Raw genomic sequence first — 18286 nt, forward strand, 5'->3', positions numbered from 1 at the left:
CAAGCAGCTGTGCGGTGGCTGGAACACCTGCCTCCGTCCAGCGCGGCACGCTGCCGTGCGCTCTTCACGAATCACCGCGAGTTCAGCGACATCACTCCCACGCAGTACGAGGCCGCATACGCCTGGCTAAGGGAGGCGAACCTACTCGATGATGTGCATAGCTCGCTCCCGGCGGCTCAGCGCGTCTTCACCGCCACCATCACACACGGGGGCGTTCATTGGCTCCGAGATGCCGACGACCTGGTGCGTTCCCCCGACGAGCTGCCGGAGGATGCTGTGCACGCCGCCGAGGCCCTCGGCCTTACGCCGGCCGCGGCGTTCGCGCATGTCATCACCGCATGGGGAAAGGTCGACACGGCGGAGCGAGTCCGGGTGGGCATGGCCGGGGAGGTGGCCCTCGTGAAGCTGTTGCGCGATTGCGTGGATGCCGACGTCAACCACGTCGCCGCAGCAGCCGACGGATACGGGTACGACATTGCTGTCCATGCCGGCGACTACATACTGCATGTCGAAGTAAAGACAACGCTTCGGCGCAGTCGGCTCAAGATCTACCTATCCAGAAATGAATTTGAGGCAATGCGCCGAGACCCACACTGGCAACTGGTGGTAGTACGGCTTGACTCAGACGACAAAATCGCCGCTATAGCTACGGTGCACCGCGAGTGGGTGGCGTCCGAAGCGCCAGTCGACGGCGGCATGTCCGGGAGATGGGAATCATGCCGCTTCGATGTGCCACCGTCGGCCCTGTGTCCGGGGATTGCGTCGCTACTGCCAGTCCTGCGATCCCACGCGCCGCCACTGCTGACGGGAGGCATCACGTGGCCGGGAGCCGCATCAGCACCAGTTCACGACCCTTGACCCAAGCCGCCTTGATAGTGGTCCGTGCGGGCGACGTGCATGGGAGAGCGCCGAGGACGCGATTGCTGAAGTCCTGGCAGACGATGGCACGGGCTACTGTCTTGGACTCCGGTCTCTAGCTAGGCCATGACTTGACGCCTGAGAGACGTTCGCAAATCGTCCTGGACCAGCAGTCACGGGTCGGGCCAGAGGGGAGCAGTGCCGCGATGGTGCGCATAGCAATCCTGGCAGTCTGGGTGCCGGAACGGGTCGTGCACCACCTTCAAGCCATCACAGCGGGGCAAGGGCGCCCACACTGCGTGCCTCACGCCCCGCCATGAAAGTTATTACAGAGCGCATTGGACTTTTGACGATGCGTTACTTGCGACACGTTTCATAAGGTGCTGGCCCTACCGCCACGCCAGCAGGCAAATGCTGCAAGATGCCTAAGAGGGCTGCTTGCCGCGGATGGGGCACCGAGACTGACTGGGAGAGCAGTGACTGACCTGAGTGTCGTTGAGATTTGCGCTGGCGCGGGAGGGCAGTCTCTCGGCCTGCACCTTGCGGGCTTCGAGCACAAGCTTGCCGTGGAGCTGGATCCCACTGCCGCGGCTACCTTGGCCGCCAACTTGCAGCGCCTCCAGCCTGCCGACGACGCCAGCTCACTCGTCCGAGTTGGCGATGTGGCCGACGAGGATGTGTGGAAGCCGGAGGACTATGCCGGCAAGGCGGCCCTTCTCGCTGGCGGCGTGCCGTGCCCTCCGTTTTCGGTGGCTGGCAAGCAGCTTGGCTCAGCCGACGAGCGCGACCTGTTCGCCTGGGCGGTCGAAGCAGCTAGCCGGATGCAGCCAGAAGCGGTGTTGCTGGAGAATGTGCGCGGCCTTAACGACGCCCGGTTCGCCGGCTACCGCCAGGCGGTCGTCGATCGCTTCGCAGACCTGGGGTATACGGCCTTCTGGGAACTTCTCGAGGCCCGGGACTTCGGGGTGCCACAGCTGCGTCCGCGCATGATTCTGGTTGCACTGCGCCCGGAATACGTCGAGTATTTCGCCTGGCCTGAGAAATCGGCCGTGACCCGGACTGTCAGCGGTGTCCTCAGCAATCTGATGGCAGCCAACCACTGGCGCGAAGACTACCTAGAAAAGTGGATTAAAGCGGCCGACCGCATCGCTCCGACCATCGTCGGCGGTAGCAAGAAACACGGCGGTGCCGACCTGGGCCCGACCCGCGCGAAGCGCGCCTGGGCCGAGCTGTGGACTGACGGACACGGCCTAGCAAATAGCGCCCCCGGCGAGGACTGGAAGATCGAGGATCATCCCCGCGGCCCCAAGCTCACTGTCGAGATGGTCGCTCGCATTCAGGGATGGCTGGGCGACGAGTACCGGTGGGATTTCACTGGCAGGAAGACCAGCCAGTACCGGCAGATCGGAAACGCGTTCCCGCCGCCAGTAGCACGCGCAGTCGGTTCGTCTATCGCTGACGCGTTGTTGAAGAAGCAAAAGTCGTCGGCGATCCCCGCGCCACGCAGAGTGCATGACGAGGTGTACCGGCTTCTGCGGGACCGGAATGAGCCACTCACGGCTGAGCGTATCCAGCAGCTACTTGGCAGCAGTCTCACAATTGACAAGATCATTCAGCGCATCGAGGCCATCGCCCGGGACTTCACCGTTGAGGTGCAGTCCCGGGGCGGGCGCCCGACCTACCGGCTTGGTGACTGGAAAGCCTTCCGCGGACAGGACGATCACGACCGTCACCTCGCGTTCGCCGAGGCGAAGATCCGGGCCAAGGTAAGCTAAAAGACCCGCAACGCCCTGGTCAGCGGACGCTGCCCAATACGACCACGATGACCGTCGGCCTTGGTGCGGCCCTTTGGGCCTCACCTAGGCTGGTGGGGTTCTGACCACTTGCTTGGGCACGGTGTCCTCATGTTTCACGGCGCACGCGAAAACGCCTGGGCGGCAGGCCGCCATCCCCGGCCCTTGAACGAGGGCCGGTCTCGCAACATGCAGGCGAACAGGCGTACAGACACCAAGCCCGAGGTACGCCTAAGGGCCGCGCTGCACAAGCTCGGCTACCGTTTTCGCAAGGACCTGCGCGTGGACCTAGATGGAGCCCGGGTCCGGCCGGACATCGCGTTCACCCGTAAGCGCATCGCTGTTTTCGTCGACGGCTGCTTCTGGCACCTATGCCCTGAACACGGGCGCAAACCCAAGGTAAACGACTGGTACTGGGGCCCGAAACTGCAGCGGACCGTAGAACGAGATCTTGCTGCCACCGCTGCACTGCAAGCAGCTGGCTGGACCGTCGTACGCGTATGGGAGCACGTGCCAGTAGACACTGCTGTAGAAGAGGTCGAGCGAGCCATCACCCGCAACGCCGATCTGCCATGATGGCGATCTGGTCTGCTGAGACACCGTTCTCGGGCCGACAGTTCTTGCACGTGAAAGAAGTCCGAGACCCGTCGGACTCTCGCCTCCCGTGCACTTCGGCTCGACCTCCACAGTCTCGCCGGCGACGATCAACTGCTACATCAAAGCGGGGCCAGCTCAGGCCGAACTGCCCGAACATGACAGGCTAATACTCCAGCAGAGGATCCGTTTCCGGTGTCGGAAACGGACAGGCAACGACGTCGGCGCCCGCAGGGCCGGCTCGATAACCAGGGCGTGGACCAGTTCCATGCCAGTGGCGGCGCCCAGGCTGTCTGGGATTGCCAATCTGGTGGCGATAGCGGCGGCAGGGAACGCGTGAGCAGCGACGACCAGGGTGGTCCAACGGCGCCAGGCTTTCAACAGCGATGTTGGTGCTGGTTGAGACCGGGGCCGGACTTCGCCCCCTGGAGGAACTCCTCGATACCCAAGGCCTGTCGGCGATGGTGACTAGAGGGCGGCAGAACGCCAGCTCACCGGTGGTACGGCGGCCTTCGGATCGCAGCCAAGTTGCTCGGCCGACCCTCTGCTATCGGCTCACTGTAAGCATGCGGTGGGGCGTTCGGACGTAGGTTCGAGGCCAGAACCTCGTCCTCCGTCGAAGTGTTGGTTATCGGTAGTGAGATCCTTGCCAAGCGGTCGCAGAGGCAGTCGGCAAGGCCATCCACACCGAACTCCTGCAGGCAGACGACGAAATCGAGGTCCGACGTAATGGACGCCAACGAGTCACTCATCCAGCAGATGAGGTCCGAGTTTCACGCTGGCCTCGTGGCGGAGGGCACCCTCACGGTTAACGCACGAGGAGTTGCCTCGATCGCGGACGGGGCCAATCGGCTGTCGGTCGCGGTCGGTTCCGAGATCGCCACGGCCCTGCTGGTAGACACCGAGGCCGAGCGGGCAGCAGGCCAGACACTCGGCGGCTCATTCGAGGAGGCTACGGCGAACTATCTTCGGGCGACGTTCCCCGCCTTCTGGATGCTGCGCCCCGGGCAGTGGGACGTACGCAAAATCGGCAACACCCGGCGTTCGGCTATCGCGGCCTTCGAGCCGTACCAGCACCTTGCGGACTTGGCAGAAGCAATCGAGCGGGATCCAACGCTCGTCTCTGTGCTAGGCAATGCGTACGCGATCTCGCCTGACATCGTCGTCACCCGGCAGCCTGAGCCCGATGGGTACATCAACCAGCAGTCTTGGCTAGTTGATGATCAGTTCGCACAATTGACGGCGATCCGCGCGGACATGCAGGGGCCGCCGATCCTTCACGCCGTGGTGTCGTGCAAGTGGACCCTCCGATCTGACAGGGCGCAGAATGCCCGCTCGGAGGCGCTGAATCTCATCCGCAACCGGAAGGGTCGTCTGCCTCACATCGTGGTCGTTACGGCGGAACCGACACCCTCTCGGCTGTCGTCCCTGGCTCTTGGCACGGGCGACGTGGACTGTGTCTACCACATAGCCCTGCCTGAGCTCCTCGCGGCAATGAAAAAGCACGGCAACGACGACAACCTCGAATCCCTTGAAACGATGATCGGGGGTCGCCGACTCAAAGACATCTCGGACCTTCCGCTTGACCTGACGATGTAGACGCCCTAGCGTCCGGGCCCGCAGAGGTCGGCAGATCACCTCGCCGGAACTCGTTCCTGGCCTGTTCTGGCAAGCTGTCGGCGGCGGCTGCCAGCTCGTCCCTGGTCGCCAGGTCTTCGCGGTAGTACTGCTGCCGCTACTACTACAACGCCACGCTGCTCTTCGACGGCAGCGACCAGTTCGCGGCCTCCGACCACGACCCGGTCATCGTCGGACTGAACCTGCCGTCGACCCCGGCGTGGAACGCCACGAAGATCTAAAGGCCGGCGACACGGTGGCCTACCTGGGCAAGAAGTACGTCGCCAGTGGTGGACCCGCAACCAGGTACCGGGCAAGCCGTTCAGCCCCTGGAAGGCAGTCAGCTAAGCAAGGTCGACAGCGGCGGCCCGGGGCTCGACAGGCCCGGGCGGCCGCTTTATGCCCATCTTTTGTGGGCGGCGATCCAGCCGAGTTGGACGCGGCTGTCGACCCTTGCCTTGCGCATCAGTTGGTGTATGCGGCGGTGCACCGTGCGCAGGGACAGGTTGAGCTGTCCGGCGATGGCCTGGTCGGTGAGCCCGGAGAGCAGCAGTTGGAGGACCTGGCGGTCGAGCTCGTCGAGGTCGCTCGGGTGGGACTCGATCAGCTCGTCCGGGCCGGAACCCGACCGCAGCGGAAAGCCGCGGTCCCACTCGGCCTCGAAGAAGGCGATCAGCACGGCGAGCAGGCCGCTGCGGTGCACGAGCAGGGACGACGGCGACTCCGGCCGGTTGCCGTGGAGGGGCAGGAACGCCGTCTCGCCGTCGACGATCATCATTTTGACCGGGACCTCGTCGACGACCCGGATCTGCTGGCCGGCCGCGAGGCTGGCGCGTACGTCGGGGGTCATGTCGGGCTCGGACAGTGCCCGGCGGTCGAGCAGGGCCCGATATCGGACGCCGCGGCGCATCGCGGCCCGTTCGGCGGTGTTCTCGCGGTGCGGGACGACGGTCAGGTTCGGTACGACCATCGACAGGACCTCGTGTTGCGCGGCGTCCTGGATCTGCAGGAACCGGCGGCGGACGACGTCCGCGTCAGTGAGGATCTCGACCACGTCGGCGGGCAGGCCGGCCGTCCGGTACTCCTCGGCGAGGGCGGCGACGGCGATCTCCGCGGCGCGCAGGTCGGCCTGGCGTCGCTGCATCAGTGCGCCGAGGGACACCGCGGGCGGTGCCGGGACGTAGTTGGGCTCGTCCTCCGTTGAGGTGGCGACGGCGGTGGCGAGGCCGCGTGCGATCAGTTGGCCGAGTACGGCGCGGATCTCGGCCGTCGGCCGGCCGAGGTGCTCGGCGAGGTCGACGGCGCGCGCGGAGCGGGACGCCACGAGCTGCCGGTAGATCTCCTCCTCGGCGGCATCGAGGCCGAGCGGTTCCAGCATGGCGCGTCACCTCATCGGCAGTGAGGCTAGCGAGGATAACGCGGGATGACGGCCCCGGGCGACGGGCGCCCGGGGCCGTTTCTCACGGCCGGCTACGCAGTCCGTATGCGCGGGTGATCTCCTGGCTGATCGCGTTGCCCGCGGTGTCTCGTGCGGTCGCCCGCAGTGACACGTGCCCGTTCGCCGGTGCGGTGAACTCGGCGAGCCAGTCGGCGCCGGAGCGCTTCAGGCGTACCGGGCGCCAGGTGCCGCCGTCGTCGAAGGAGACGTGCAGCGTGGCGGTCGTGATTTTTCCGGTACCGACCGCGTCCGCCAGGTGTTCGGCCGTCAGGCGTAGCCGCTGTGCGCCGCCGCGGGCGTTGCCGGACAGGTCGGTGTCGACGTCGTAGTCCAGTTGGAGCAGCGGCATCGTCTCCAGTTTGTCCGGGTTGACGGTGGGGCGGGACACGACCTGCCACACCGTGTGGGTGCTGGGCGACAACCGGTACACCGCCGGGTCCCGTTGGGCCCGCATGTCCAGCGTGAAGGTGGTGGCGCCGGGCGGATCCATCTCCAGCGACACCGCGGCCCATTCGGACTCCTTGAGCAGGGTGCCGTTCGCCGAGACGGTCAGCCGCAGGGTGTCACCCCACTGCTGGTAGCCGGCGTGCCCGCGGCCACCGTCCGCCCACGGCTGCACGTTGAAGGCCAGGTAGCCCCGGTCGCGGGTGGAGGACCAGAACGGCTCGTTGTTGCGGGGCCGCACCACCGGCCCGAAGAAGTTCACCTCCTGGCGGCTGCCGGGCCGATAGGCGTGCGTCTCGCTGACCGAGACCAGCTCCAGGTTCGCCCCGCCGACGGCGTCCTCGGCCCAGGCGGTGCCCGGCTGGGCCGACACGTAGTCGGTGCGGACGGCCGGGAGGTCCATGGGCAGCTCGTAGCCCAACGAGTAGGTGCGGTACGGCCGGTAGTCCCAGCGGAACTCGCCGCCGCGGCGCTTGGTGTCGCCGTGGTACCGCATGTCGACCACCGCCAGGTCGCCGGCCTTCGGCCGGTAGGCGAGCGACTTCGGTACCCGTCCCGGGTGCGGATCCACCAGGTCGTAGACGTACGGCGAGTTCGGCGTGCCGACCGTAGTCAGGCGCAGGCGGCCGCCGGTCGCGCGCTCGATCAAGGGCCGCCCGGTTCGGGCGGTGACCCCGACAACCGGGATCGGCACCGGCGTCCCGTCGTCGGCGCCGGCCCACTCGAACAGCTTGCCCGGCCCGTCGTTCACGACGACGAGCAGCGCGGCACCGGCCTCGACCGCCGCGAGGGCACGCTGCCCGCCGGTCAGCGCCGCCGATCGCGTCACGATCACCGCCTTTCCGCGTACGTCGCGGCCGGCGTACTCGGCGGGGCTGCCGGTCGGCAGGTATTCGGCGTCGAGCACGGTGCGGCCGTCGTACAGGCTGGAGCCCGGCTGGCCGAGGAGGTCGACGTCCCGGCCCTGGTCGGCGAGGGTGAGTACCGGGAAGCTCTTGCGCCAGCGGGTCTCGAACTCGAACTCGCCCCGGGTGACCGGCTTGGTGGGCAGCGCGTACATGGTGTCGATCCACGGTGGCAGCAGGTACTGATCGATGATCGTGCTGGTGTCGCCGTCGGAGCGGTACCAGTTCAGGTACAGCATCCGGTCCTCGGTCACCCTCGGCACCGTCGCGGTCGCCTCCCGGGCCTGGCGTGCGTCCAGGACGACCTCCCGGTCCCGGTCCAGAACGATCTCGGGGTCGCCGAGCAGTGCCATGCCGGCCGAGTCGGTGCCGTTGGCGCCCTCGACCTCCAGGTAGGTGAGCGCGCTGTAGGTGCCGGGCCGCAGCCGCAGCTTCGTCGGTCCGTTCGGATCGAGTGCGACGACCTCCGGGTCGAGGTCGCCGAAGCGCTGGAGCGACAGGTAGCCGCCGGCGGCGGCCCCCGCCCGGTCCTTGACCGTGAGCGTCAGGCCGTGCCGCTCATCCTCGAGATACAGACCCAATTGGGTACGGGCGAGCACGGTGCCGGCCCGCGCGGCCTTGATCTCGCCGAGGTACCGGCGGCCGTCGGCGGCCAGGCCCGGGTGGGCGGTCGCGGTGACCGAGGCGGCGCCGTGCGGCGGTACCACCACGGTGTCCGTCGAGAGGGTGAACATCCCCGGCGCCGTTGTGCCCTGGTCCGCGGCCGGGTCGAGGTCGTACGGGCCCCCCGCTACCGTGCCGCTCACCGCGAGGTCGAGCCGAATCGCCTCGTCGCCGGTGTTCGTGTAGGTGACCGTCCGTTCGACCGCTTCCGCGGCCGGGTGCGGCCAGCCGACGAATCCGAAGTAGACCGAGCCGGTCGCGGTCACCGGCGTGCCGATGCCCGCTCGCAGGTCCAGCCGGCCGGCGCCGATCTGGTACGCGTTGCCGCCCGGCACCGTCGCCGAGCTGCTCATCAGCGCGTTCTTCAGGTCGGCGGCGCGCCATTGCGGGTGCTGCCCGGCGAGGATCGCGGCCGCGCCGGCGACGTGCGGGGTCGCCATCGAGGTGCCGCTCATCGACTGGTACCAGCCGCCCTGTGCGGTGCCGCCGCTCTTCGCCGCGAGGATCTCCACGCCCGGCGCCGAGATGTCGGGCTTCAGCGCGTAGTCGCCGAAGCGGGGGCCCATGCTCGAGAAGTACGCCCGCTCGTCGGCGGAGTCGACGGCACCGACCGTGAGGGCGGCGTCCGCGGCGCCGGGCGCGCCGATCGACGCCTCCGAACCGTTGTTGCCGGCCGCGATGACGAACAGCGCGCCGGTCTGCGCGGTGAGCCGGTTCACCGCCGAGCTCAGCGGGTCGGTGCCGTCGCTGGGCGCGTCATCGCCCAGGCTCATGCTCACCACCCGGGCGCCCTGCGCGGCGGCCCACTCCATCCCGGCGATGACCCACGAGTCGCTGCCGGCGCCCTCGTCGGACAGGACCTTCCCGATCAGGAGGTCCGCCTTCGGCGCGACGCCCCGCTCGGCGCCCGCCGAGGCCGCGCCGCTGCCGCCCACCGTCGACGCGGTGTGCGTGCCGTGCCCGTGACCGTCGGTCGCCTCCTCGCCGGGCACGAAGCTGACCGCGGCGCTGACCCGTCCGGCCAGGTCCGGGTGGTCGAGGTCCGCGCCGGTGTCCAGCACCGCGACCTTCACGCCCGCGCCCTCGAGGCCGGCCGCCCACGCGGTCGGCGCGCCGACCTGCGCGGTGCTCTCCGCCAGGTCGGTGTGCACCTTGCCGTCCAGCCAGATCTTGGCGATGCCGTCGGCCAGTGGCGCCGGCCGGGCGTCGGCCTGCCGCGTGCGGGCGCCGGCCGAGGTGACGTCGGTCCACGTCCGGCGGGCCTGCCGCTTGGCCGCCCGTACGGCGTCGCCGCGCACGCTGGACAGGCTGCGGATCTTCGTGGTGCCGGCCGGCGCCGGCTGAGACGCCGGCGTCCCGTCGGCGTGGCTGATGATCAGGGGGATGCCGTCGGTGTTCCGGTCGTCGTAGCCGTCCCGGATCAGCGTCGTCACGTCGAACAGCCGTCGGTCGATCCGGTCGGCGGCCAGGTAGGGCAGTACCTCGTCGGGGAACACGTACAGGTCGGAGCCGATCGTCTGTGCGTGTACGCCGCCACGGGCCCCGTCCGGGCGCTGGACGTCGGTGGCGTAGCGCCCGCCGCCGATGTCGGTGACGCGTACCCGGTCGCCGGTGATCAGCGTGATGGTGTGTGAGATGCCCGGCCGGTGCGGTTCGGCCGGGGCCGGGGTGGCGGCGCCGGCCGGCGCCGGCGCGGCCAGCGCCGACGACACCAGGGTGAGCGCGGCGGTCGCCAGCGCGAGATGCCGGCGCGTACGCCGGGCGGGATGTGGCAATGGCATGCCGGATGTCCTACCGGCCCGTCGATGGCCGGTGGAAGGAATCGCGCTGGCCGGACTCTGCCATGGCAGCGATCGGCCAAGGTCCGGCTCGCAAGTTTGGACTCAACCAAGGGCGCAAAGACGCTATTCGGTCATGTCGGACACTCGCGGGGAGGCGCGACGCCGCAGGTCATGCGGGCGGAAAATCGTGACTGTGGCCCGAATCATGGTCGCGCCGGGGTCGTTCTGTCCATTGTGATCTGACCTGGTATTTCCGTGATCATGTACAGTTCGCGCGCGTTCAAAGTCAACAAACGGGGGAGCGCGTGCGGGGCAAATACTCAACAAAAGGACAAAGGCGACTGGCCGGTGTACTCACTGGAGTCGTAGCACTACTGGGCGCGACCCTGGTTACCCTCCAGGCCAGCGGCGGAGTGCTGGACACCTCAGGGTGTTCCCGTGGCCGGGTTCTCAATGTCGTCGCGCATGCGGACGACGACCTCCTCTTCATGAACCCGGAGGTCCAGCGCGACATCGACGCGGACCGCTGCACCTTGACGGTCTTCATGACGGCCGGCGACGCCGGTGCCGGTGCGGCCTACTGGCAGGAGCGGGAGAACGGGCCCCGCGCGGCGTACGCCCTGATGGCCGACGCCAGGGACAGGTGGGACGCCAAGACGGTCACGTTCGGTGACTACGCCGTACGGTATGAGAGCCTGGCCGGCCGCCCGGACGTGGCGCTGGCGTTCGTCCGCTCCCCGGACGGTGGTGGCGGCGGCTTCCCGTCCAACAACAGCGAGAGCCTGATGGAGCTCTACCAGGGCGCGCTTCCGGAGATCCACTCGGTGGACGGGCAGAACACGTACACGAAGGCCGGCCTGGCCGCGATGCTGCTCGACGTCATGGAGACGTTCCAGCCGGACACCATCCACACGCTGGACTACTCCGACAAGAACATCGGCGCGGACCACAGCGACCACCGCGCCGCCGCATACCTCGCATTTGACGCGCACCGGAAATACCGGACGCCGCACAGCATCGGCGCCTACATGGCGTACGGCGTGGACACCCTGCCCGCCAACGTGTTCTACACCGTCGACGACCGCAAGATGGACGTCTTCATGGCGTACGCGGTGCACGACTCGAAGGTGTGCCAGACCACCGGCGCCTGCCGCAACGGCGCGTACGACATCCGGTCGTTCCGGCAGTACCGCAACGCCGGCGAGCAGGGCGGCGGCCAGAACGTGATGCCGCTCGCGACCGTCTCCGCCTCATCGGGCGGCAACGTCACCAAGGCCGTCGACGGCCTGACCAGCGGCGGACCGGTCGCGCCCGGCAACGAGTGGACCACCTCCGGCGGGAAGGCGGGCAGCTGGATCTACGGCCGGTTCGCCAACGTGCAGACCATCGACAGGGTGGTGCTCTACGACCGCCCGAACCCCACCGACCAGGTCACCAGCGGCAAGCTGACGTTCAGCGACGGCAGCGCCGTCACCGTCGGCGCGCTGCCGAACACCGGCGAGGGCAAGGTCGTCACCTTCCCCGCCCGTACGGTGTGGAGCCTCAAGTTCACCGTCACCGGGGTCTCCGCGGGGACCCGGAACACCGGCCTCGCCGAGATGCAGACGTTCGCGACGTCCGTCGCGCCGCAGGCCACTGTGACCGTCTCGTCGCAGAACGTGGCGACCAACCAGCAGGCGGCCAAGGCCGTCGACGGCTACACGGCCGGCCAGGGCTTCCCCACCAACCGTGAGTGGGCGACCGCGGGCGGTAAGGCCGGTAGCTGGCTGAAGCTGAGCTGGCTCAAGCCGCAGAGCATCGCCAAGGTGGTCCTCTACGACCGGTCCAACGGCAGCGACCAGATCACCGGCGGCAAGCTGACGTTCAGCGACGGCAGCTCGGTCAACGTGCCGCCGCTGCCCAACTACGGCACGCCGCTCACCGTGAGCTTCAGCAAGCGCACCGTGACCTCGATGACCTTCACGGTGACGACGGTCAGCGCCGCGACCCGCAACGTCGGCCTCGCCGAGATCCAGGTGGAGGCGCCCCGATGACCGTCTACCAGTCCGCCGCCCGGCCCGGCCCGTCGCGGCGCAACCGGCGGCTGATGTTCAGCCTGATCGGCGCGATGGCCGTTGCGGCGGCCGGCGTCACCGTTCCGGCGTTCGCCGACACCGACCCGGACGTCCGGCTGATCGTCGGCCTCGAGGCCGCCGAGCGGCAGGACACGACCGAGGAGCTCGCCGACAAGGGATACCGGCTGAAGACGAAGGGCCGGCTCGAACAGCTCGGCGCCCGTACCCTGCTGGTTTCGGAGGATGACGCGGCGAAGGTCGCGGCACGGCTGCGTGGCCAGGACGGCGTCGCGTTCGTACAGCTGGACCGCCGGGTCTCGGCGCTCGCCGAACCGGAGGCGGAGGTCACCGAGTCGGCGAGCCCGGCGCCGTCCGAGCCGGTCGAGGCCGCCTCGGAGCCGTCGAGCACGCCGCCGGACGAGCCGCCGCCGCTGGAGGTCTCCAGCCCGCCGACGACCACGACCCCGCCGGACGAGCCGACCGTCGGCGAGGACCCGAAGAACCCCGACGGCGGGTCCACCACGACCGCCTCCGAGCCCGAGCCGGCCGACCCGCCGGCGGTGACCGCCGCACCCTGGGACGCGCTGGCGCAGCTCGGCGTGCCGGAGGCGCTCCGGTCGAGCACCGCCTGGAGCAGCCAGACCGTCGCCGTCGTGGACACCGGCGTCTCGCCGGTCGGCGACCTGGCCGGCGCGGTCCTGCCGGGCGCGAACGTGGTGGAGAACGCACCGGACCCGGCCGACGCGCGCGACGACAGCACCGACGGCCACGGCACGGCCGTGGCGTCGCTGATCAAGTCGGCCTGCCCGGCCTGCAAGATCCTGCCGGTCAAGGCGCTCGACAAGCGGGGCACCGCGTACGAGAGCGAGGTGGCCCAGGGCATCACGTACGCCGCCGACAAGGGCGCCCGCATCATCAACCTGTCGTTCGGCGCCCCGGTCCAGCCGGGTACCCCGGACGCCGGCGAGCTGTTGCAGACCGCCGTGAACTACGCCCGCGGCAAGGGCGCCGTCGTGCTGGCCAGCGCCGGCAACGACGCGTACGGGACCGTGAAGTACTACCCGGCCGCGAACAACGGCGTCCTGGCCGTGTCCGGCACCAACTCGGCCGGCGCGCGATACACCAAGGCCGACGACCCGGCCGGCCTGGCCGGCGCCAACTCCGGGGCGAGCTGGGTGGACCTGGCCGCGCCGTACTGCGCGGCCGCGCTCACCACCGCCGGCACCCGGGACCAGGTCTGCGGCACGTCCTTCTCGACCGCGCTGGTCTCCGGCGTGGCCGGGCTGGTGAAGTCGCGTACCGCGGCGGCCAACCTGTGGACCATCGAGAACGCCCTGACCGGCACCGCCACCGCCCCGGCCGCCACCGACGCGTGGCTGGCGTTCGGCGAGGTCCGGGCCGACCGCGCGGTGCTCAAGGTGGACACCACCGCTCCGGTGGTCGGCGCCACCACGCCGGCCTACCTGAAGCGCTTCCGCGGCACCGTCTCGGTGGCGGCGAGCAACATCACCGACGCGGGCGGCGGCTACCCGGGCGGCTCCGGCGTGACCCACGCCGGGCTCTACGTCGACGGCAAGTGGTACGCGAGCGACTACAGCGCGCCGTTCGCGGTCAACTACAACAGCGGCACCCTGAACCGTACGGTGAAGTTGCAGTGGAAGGTCTTCGACCGGGCCGGGAACGTCGGCATCCTGAACCGCAACGTGATCGCCGACAACGCCGGACCGACGCTGACCTGGACCTCGGGGCCGAAGAACGCCAAGGTGAAGGGCACCGTCACCATCAAGGCGAAGGCGAGCGACCCCGCCGGCGTCTCCCGGGTCGAACTGTGGATCAACGGCAAGCTGAAGCAGTGGGACTGGACCTCGAGCTACTCCTTCAAGGTCAACACCAAGTCGTACGGTAAGACCATCAAGGTCCAGCTCCGCGCCAACGACAAGGTCGGCAACGTCCGTTCCCTGACCACCTACACCTGGAAGCGATGACCAGCCAATACGTCCTCTTCCCCGGTCGCCATCACCTTCTCACCCGGTTCCAGGCCGAGCACCTCGGACGGCTCTGCGAGGGTGGGAAGGCGACGGTGGTCTGGGCGGTCACCTCGGCCAACCACGAGAACACCAAGCGCAACCCCGTGCCGTACCACCGGCGGGAGGCCGCGATCGAGCGGTTCAGCGTCCTGACCGGGCTGCGCTCGGTCGTCGTGCCGGTCTTCGACACCGCGCCGACCGAGCGGTTCGCCGAGGTGACCCTGAAGAACATCACGGTGGCGACCGGCCTCGACCTGCATCCGGGCAACACCGTGGTGGCCTGTTCCACGCCGGCGGTCGCGGACCTGTACGAGCGGCTCGGGTTCGGGATCGACCCGGTTGAGGCCGGCCGGGACCCGGCGCCGGAACGCCCCTGGGACGTGCTGCTGCGGCTGGCCTCGGGCGACCCGGCCTGGCTCGACCTGGCCCATCCGGCCACCGTCGACGTCTACGAGCGGTACCGCCTGGTGGAGACGGTGCGGTCGGTGGTCAACGACCCGGTGGTCGGCGACGAGGGCGGCCTCACCCCGACCCGCGATTACCGTACGTACGCCGAGGCGTTCGCGGACAGCGCGCAGCGCAAGTGGAGGCTCGTCCACGAGCACGTCCGGCCGGGCCGGATCGTCGACATCGGCTGTGGCGCGGGCGCGGTGCTGGAGCTGGCCGACCGGGAGCCGGTCCTGCGCGAGAGCGACCTGATCGGCGTCGAGGTCGCCCGGCACCTCTACGAGGAGTGCGTGCACAAGAAGGCACAGGGCGCGTTCACCAACGCAAACGTGTACTTCTACCGCCGCAACGTCCTCGGCGGCGCGGTCTTCCCCGACCGGTCGATCGACACGACGCTGACCTTCGCGCTCACCCACGAGATCTGGTCCTACGGCGAGCGCGCCGCCTCGATGCGGCGATTCGTCCAGGCCATCTACGACCAGACGGCACCCGGCGGAGTCTGGATCAACAGCGACGTCTGCGGCCCGGACGACCGCGACCGCCAGGTGCGGCTCCGGCTGCGCACCGACGACGGCGGCAACCCTCCCGGCGTACGGGAAGATCTTGCGGGGTTGGCGCCGCGGGCGGTGGCCGATTACGTCGGCGGCCTGTCGACCAGGGCCCGGTTCGATCAGTTCACGGTCGACTACCGGTTCGGGTTCGACTACCGGGCGGAGGGCGACACGATCACGCTGGGCCTCGCCGACGCGATGGACTTCCTGACGCGCAAGGACTACACCGACAACTGGCTGTCGGAGACGCGCGAGCAGTTCTGCGGGCTCGAGTTCGCCGACTGGAAGCAGCTGCTGACCGACGTGGGCTTCGAGATCGACCCGGCCAGCCACACCAGCCGCAACGACTGGATCGTCGAGAACCGGATCGCCCCGGTCGCGACCCTGACCGGCACGGACGGAACCCCGATCGACTGGCCGGTCACCCACGTCTTCCTCGTCGCCCGCCGCCCCCTCAACACCTGACCGCGCTACGAATCCCCCTCGATCGCACGGACCAGCGCGCGGCACACCTGACCGTGCTCACGCCGGTCACGGGTGACGAACAGGGTGACCGGCCGGTTCTGGACGGTGGCCTCGATCGTCATGAAGCAGGGGTTCCTCCTGGCGTCCACCCACGCGCCGGCCGCCATGCCGGCCCCTGAGAAGAGCGCGACGAAAAGGACTACGGAGGATCCGAAGGCCAGGGCGAACGGCAGGCCGATCGCGACCTCCACGCCACCCGTGATGGCCGCGACCCTGAGCAGTGGATATCGGTATGTCAGGCACCGAACCGGATCGCGCAGGTGCGCGATGGCGATCTGCCGCCCTGCCACCAGCACGTACCAGCTGGTGACGGTGATCTTGTCGTTCGCGTAGTGGACCCGCCACGGCGGCCTACGGATGCCTTCATAGTCCGCGCCGGGTCCCCGATAGGCCATGGCCCTTACCCACTAGCCCGCTCGGCGTATGGGTTTGGAGCCCCGCGGTGCGCGCATAACAGCGCAGGCACCGCCGACTGAAATCCTGGTAACTTGGTACATGGTTGCCGTCCCAGTGGTCAGAACGCGAGGAAGGCTGCCCAGCTGGGCCGATGTTGCTGCATCGGCCCAGCATTTCGTTGCGGGCACGCCATGCCGGTCGGGGGGCATGCGGCGCAATTCCGCGTCGCGCTCAGAGGCCTCCCCTCCGTCGTCCGAGGCGAGCGGGTTGCCCATTGCCGTGATCCAAACCGTCGCCTGAACGATCGTTGATGACTCGCCGTAATCCGATGGTGACTGAGATCTTGTCAATTGCCAAGTGGCAATTGCCGAGTTAACCTTGCCAAAGGCAATTGCCTGATGGCAGGTTGCTATGTGGCCGCAGACGGGGCAAGGAGTCCTCGATGCCCGAAGATCCCGGACCGTTGATTCGCCGGCGACAACTCGGCTCGACGCTACGCAGGTTTCGCAATGCCGCCGGACTGAGCGTTAACGAGGTGGCCGAACGGCTGCTCTGCTCACCGTCGAAGATCAGTCGAATTGAGAACGCCCAACGAAACGCCACACTCCGCGATGTGCGCGATCTATGCAATATGTACGGAATCACTGACGAAGTACTGCAGAAGGAACTAATGGGGTTGGCCCGCGAGAGCCGGAAGCGCGGCTGGTGGCAGGATGCCAACCTCGACCCCTCCCTCGTGACCCTGATCGGGATGGAGGGAGCAGCCAAGGTCATAAGCGAATACGAGACGCTGACCATCCCCGGGTTGCTGCAAACACGCGATTACGCCGAAGCCATCCGAAACGTATTTGATCTCGATGGCACGGCGGCGCGGCATCCGGCCGTTGTCGATGTGAGGATGAGACGGCAGCAGATTCTGGCGACGACACCGCGTCCTACCTACAACGTCGTTCTGGACGAGGCGGCCCTACATCGGGCCGTGGGTGGTCCGGGCGTGATGCGCATGCAGATCGAGCACCTTGTCGAGATGGCCGGAATGTCGGTCGTAGAAATCCAGGTAATACCCTTTTCAAAAGGGGCTCACCTCGGCATGAATAATGGCTTCACCATACTTGATTTCGCCGAACCGGCCGCACCGGACGGGGGGTCGATCGTTCCCGCCGTCGTATACGTCGAGGGCATTACCGGGGACAATTACCACGACACGCTCAGCGAGGTCGAGCTGTTCGTTGACGCGTTCGCCCAGCTTCGCGGCCTGGCACTGTCGCATGCGGACACGCTGACTCTCATGCGAGAGATGATCAAACTCCGGTGAGCGGTGATCATTTGGAGTAGGGTGTACTATGCCCTGGTTTTCCTCCCAACGATCCTGGAGATCAAGTGCAGCACTCCACCGCCACCGGGCTGACCTGGCGCAGCGCAACGGCCTGCAATGGAGGCAATTGCGTTCAGGTTGCAGCCACCGACGACGGCGTGGCCGTCCGTGACTCGAAGAACCCCGACGGTGGCGTCCAGCTCTATACAGCAAGCGAGTGGCGCAGCTTCCTCGCCGGTGCCAAAAATGGTGAATTTGACGACTTGATCTGAACATGAGCCGGAATCGGCTTTCTGATTGAGGCGCGGCGTGCGTGGCGGGCTGATAATGGCGGCATGCCTGTCGTTGAAGCGACCATCGTCGTTCCCGTGCCGCCGGATGTCGCGTTCGCCGTGTCGCAGACCACCGCGCCGGTGCGGTACCGGTGGGACCCGTTCGTGCGCGAGCAGCACTTCGTCGACGGTGCCACCCGGCCCGGCAAGGGCGTGCGGACCTTCACCCGGTCGCGGCACGGCATCTCGATGGTCAGCGAGTACGTGTCGTTCCAGCCGCCCACCAACGTCGGCATGAAGATGGTGCGCGGGCCGTGGTTCTTCGAGATGTTCGGCGGCGGCTGGCGTTTCGCGGCCGCGCCGGGGCGGCCCGGCCACACCGTCGCCACCTGGCGGTACAACTTCCGGTGCCGGCCCGCGTTTCTGCGCCCGGTCGCCGATCGGATCGGCCGGTGGCTGCTCGGCCGCGACATCCGCCGGCGGATCGCCGGGTACGCGCGGGGCTGCGAGGATCCGGCCGTGCTCGACGCGGCCCGCCAGGCCCTCGACGAGCGGGCCGCATAGGCCGCGACCAGCGCCGACTGCCCCGCAGATCGAACGCCAACC

General features: G+C 68.2%; 13 protein-coding genes. 10 read left to right on the forward strand and 3 right to left on the reverse strand.

Annotated features, from left to right (window positions below):
• The first annotated feature begins 9 nt into the window (after positions 1-9).
• The 4 genes from BJ971_RS36175 to BJ971_RS36190 all read left to right on the forward strand — a co-directional run bounded on the left by BJ971_RS36175 (position 10) and on the right by BJ971_RS36190 (position 4844).
• Positions 10-858, forward strand: a complete 849-nt coding sequence (locus BJ971_RS36175) for a protein NO VEIN domain-containing protein (RefSeq protein WP_184997800.1) — start codon at positions 10-12, stop codon at positions 856-858.
• Between the two features lie 476 nt (positions 859-1334).
• Entirely contained in the window at positions 1335-2633 is a 1299-nt protein-coding gene (locus tag BJ971_RS36180; protein ID WP_184997801.1) for a DNA cytosine methyltransferase, read from the forward strand.
• 129 nt (positions 2634-2762) lie between these two features.
• Entirely contained in the window at positions 2763-3227 is a 465-nt protein-coding gene (locus BJ971_RS36185; RefSeq protein WP_184997802.1) for a very short patch repair endonuclease, read from the forward strand.
• Between the two features lie 747 nt (positions 3228-3974).
• Positions 3975-4844: an NgoMIV family type II restriction endonuclease gene (locus BJ971_RS36190; protein WP_184997803.1), complete on the forward strand. Its 870-nt coding sequence runs from the start codon at positions 3975-3977 to the stop codon at positions 4842-4844.
• Between the two features lie 415 nt (positions 4845-5259).
• On the opposite strand, the gene BJ971_RS36195 is transcribed toward BJ971_RS36190, so the two are convergent.
• Together BJ971_RS36195 and BJ971_RS36200 are read right to left on the reverse strand one after the other, a co-directional pair.
• On the reverse strand, positions 5260-6240 hold the full coding sequence (locus BJ971_RS36195) for a TrmB family transcriptional regulator (RefSeq protein WP_184997804.1): 981 nt from the start codon (positions 6238-6240) through the stop codon (positions 5260-5262).
• Positions 6241-6322: 82 nt separating this feature from the next.
• Positions 6323-10093, reverse strand: coding sequence for a S8 family peptidase (locus BJ971_RS36200; protein WP_184997805.1), 3771 nt, complete (start codon positions 10091-10093; stop codon positions 6323-6325).
• A gap of 413 nt (positions 10094-10506) precedes the next feature.
• Here BJ971_RS36200 and BJ971_RS36205 point away from each other — a divergent pair, with 413 nt between their 5' ends.
• The 3 genes from BJ971_RS36205 to BJ971_RS36215 are packed head-to-tail and all read left to right on the forward strand — an operon-like array spanning position 10507 to position 15637.
• Complete coding sequence (locus BJ971_RS36205) at positions 10507-12126, forward strand: DUF7402 domain-containing protein (RefSeq protein ID WP_275411386.1); 1620 nt, start codon at positions 10507-10509, stop codon at positions 12124-12126.
• Positions 12123-14132, forward strand: a complete 2010-nt coding sequence (locus tag BJ971_RS36210) for a S8 family serine peptidase (RefSeq protein ID WP_184997807.1) — start codon at positions 12123-12125, stop codon at positions 14130-14132. Before BJ971_RS36205 ends, BJ971_RS36210 begins: the two co-directional genes overlap by 4 nt.
• A complete protein-coding gene (locus BJ971_RS36215; protein ID WP_184997808.1) occupies positions 14129-15637 on the forward strand; it encodes a class I SAM-dependent methyltransferase in 1509 nt (502 codons plus the stop codon). Before BJ971_RS36210 ends, BJ971_RS36215 begins: the two co-directional genes overlap by 4 nt.
• A gap of 5 nt (positions 15638-15642) precedes the next feature.
• Here BJ971_RS36215 and BJ971_RS36220 read toward each other — a convergent pair whose 3' ends face one another.
• Complete coding sequence (locus BJ971_RS36220; protein WP_184997809.1) at positions 15643-16092, reverse strand: DUF6232 family protein; 450 nt, start codon at positions 16090-16092, stop codon at positions 15643-15645.
• A 443-nt stretch (positions 16093-16535) separates the two neighbouring features.
• On the opposite strand from BJ971_RS36220, the gene BJ971_RS36225 reads away from it, so the two are divergent.
• The 3 genes from BJ971_RS36225 to BJ971_RS36235 all read left to right on the forward strand — a co-directional run bounded on the left by BJ971_RS36225 (position 16536) and on the right by BJ971_RS36235 (position 18244).
• Positions 16536-17408, forward strand: coding sequence for a helix-turn-helix domain-containing protein (locus tag BJ971_RS36225; protein WP_184997810.1), 873 nt, complete (start codon positions 16536-16538; stop codon positions 17406-17408).
• Positions 17409-17473: 65 nt separating this feature from the next.
• Positions 17474-17680: a DUF397 domain-containing protein gene (locus tag BJ971_RS36230; protein ID WP_184997811.1), complete on the forward strand. Its 207-nt coding sequence runs from the start codon at positions 17474-17476 to the stop codon at positions 17678-17680.
• Between the two features lie 63 nt (positions 17681-17743).
• Positions 17744-18244 (forward strand): SRPBCC family protein, encoded by a 501-nt coding sequence (locus tag BJ971_RS36235; protein ID WP_184997812.1) that lies wholly within the window; start codon positions 17744-17746, stop codon positions 18242-18244.
• Positions 18245-18286: the final 42 nt, after the last annotated feature.

Source organism: Amorphoplanes digitatis (assembly GCF_014205335.1).
Lineage (GTDB): Bacteria > Actinomycetota > Actinomycetes > Mycobacteriales > Micromonosporaceae > Actinoplanes > Actinoplanes digitatus.

Excerpts from the sequence above, each read along its gene's own strand:
- BJ971_RS36185 (WP_184997802.1), top strand. The coding sequence starts at position 2,763 with ATGTTTCACGGCGCACGCGAAAACGCCTGGGCGGCAGGCCGCCATCCC.
- BJ971_RS36200 (WP_184997805.1), bottom strand. The coding sequence starts at position 10,093 with ATGCCATTGCCACATCCCGCCCGGCGTACGCGCCGGCATCTCGCGCTG.
- BJ971_RS36195 (WP_184997804.1), bottom strand. The coding sequence starts at position 6,240 with ATGCTGGAACCGCTCGGCCTCGATGCCGCCGAGGAGGAGATCTACCGG.
- BJ971_RS36235 (WP_184997812.1), top strand. The coding sequence starts at position 17,744 with ATGCCTGTCGTTGAAGCGACCATCGTCGTTCCCGTGCCGCCGGATGTC.
- BJ971_RS36190 (WP_184997803.1), top strand. The coding sequence starts at position 3,975 with ATGGACGCCAACGAGTCACTCATCCAGCAGATGAGGTCCGAGTTTCAC.
- BJ971_RS36220 (WP_184997809.1), bottom strand. The coding sequence starts at position 16,092 with ATGGCCTATCGGGGACCCGGCGCGGACTATGAAGGCATCCGTAGGCCG.
- BJ971_RS36225 (WP_184997810.1), top strand. The coding sequence starts at position 16,536 with ATGCCCGAAGATCCCGGACCGTTGATTCGCCGGCGACAACTCGGCTCG.
- BJ971_RS36210 (WP_184997807.1), top strand. The coding sequence starts at position 12,123 with ATGACCGTCTACCAGTCCGCCGCCCGGCCCGGCCCGTCGCGGCGCAAC.
- BJ971_RS36215 (WP_184997808.1), top strand. The coding sequence starts at position 14,129 with ATGACCAGCCAATACGTCCTCTTCCCCGGTCGCCATCACCTTCTCACC.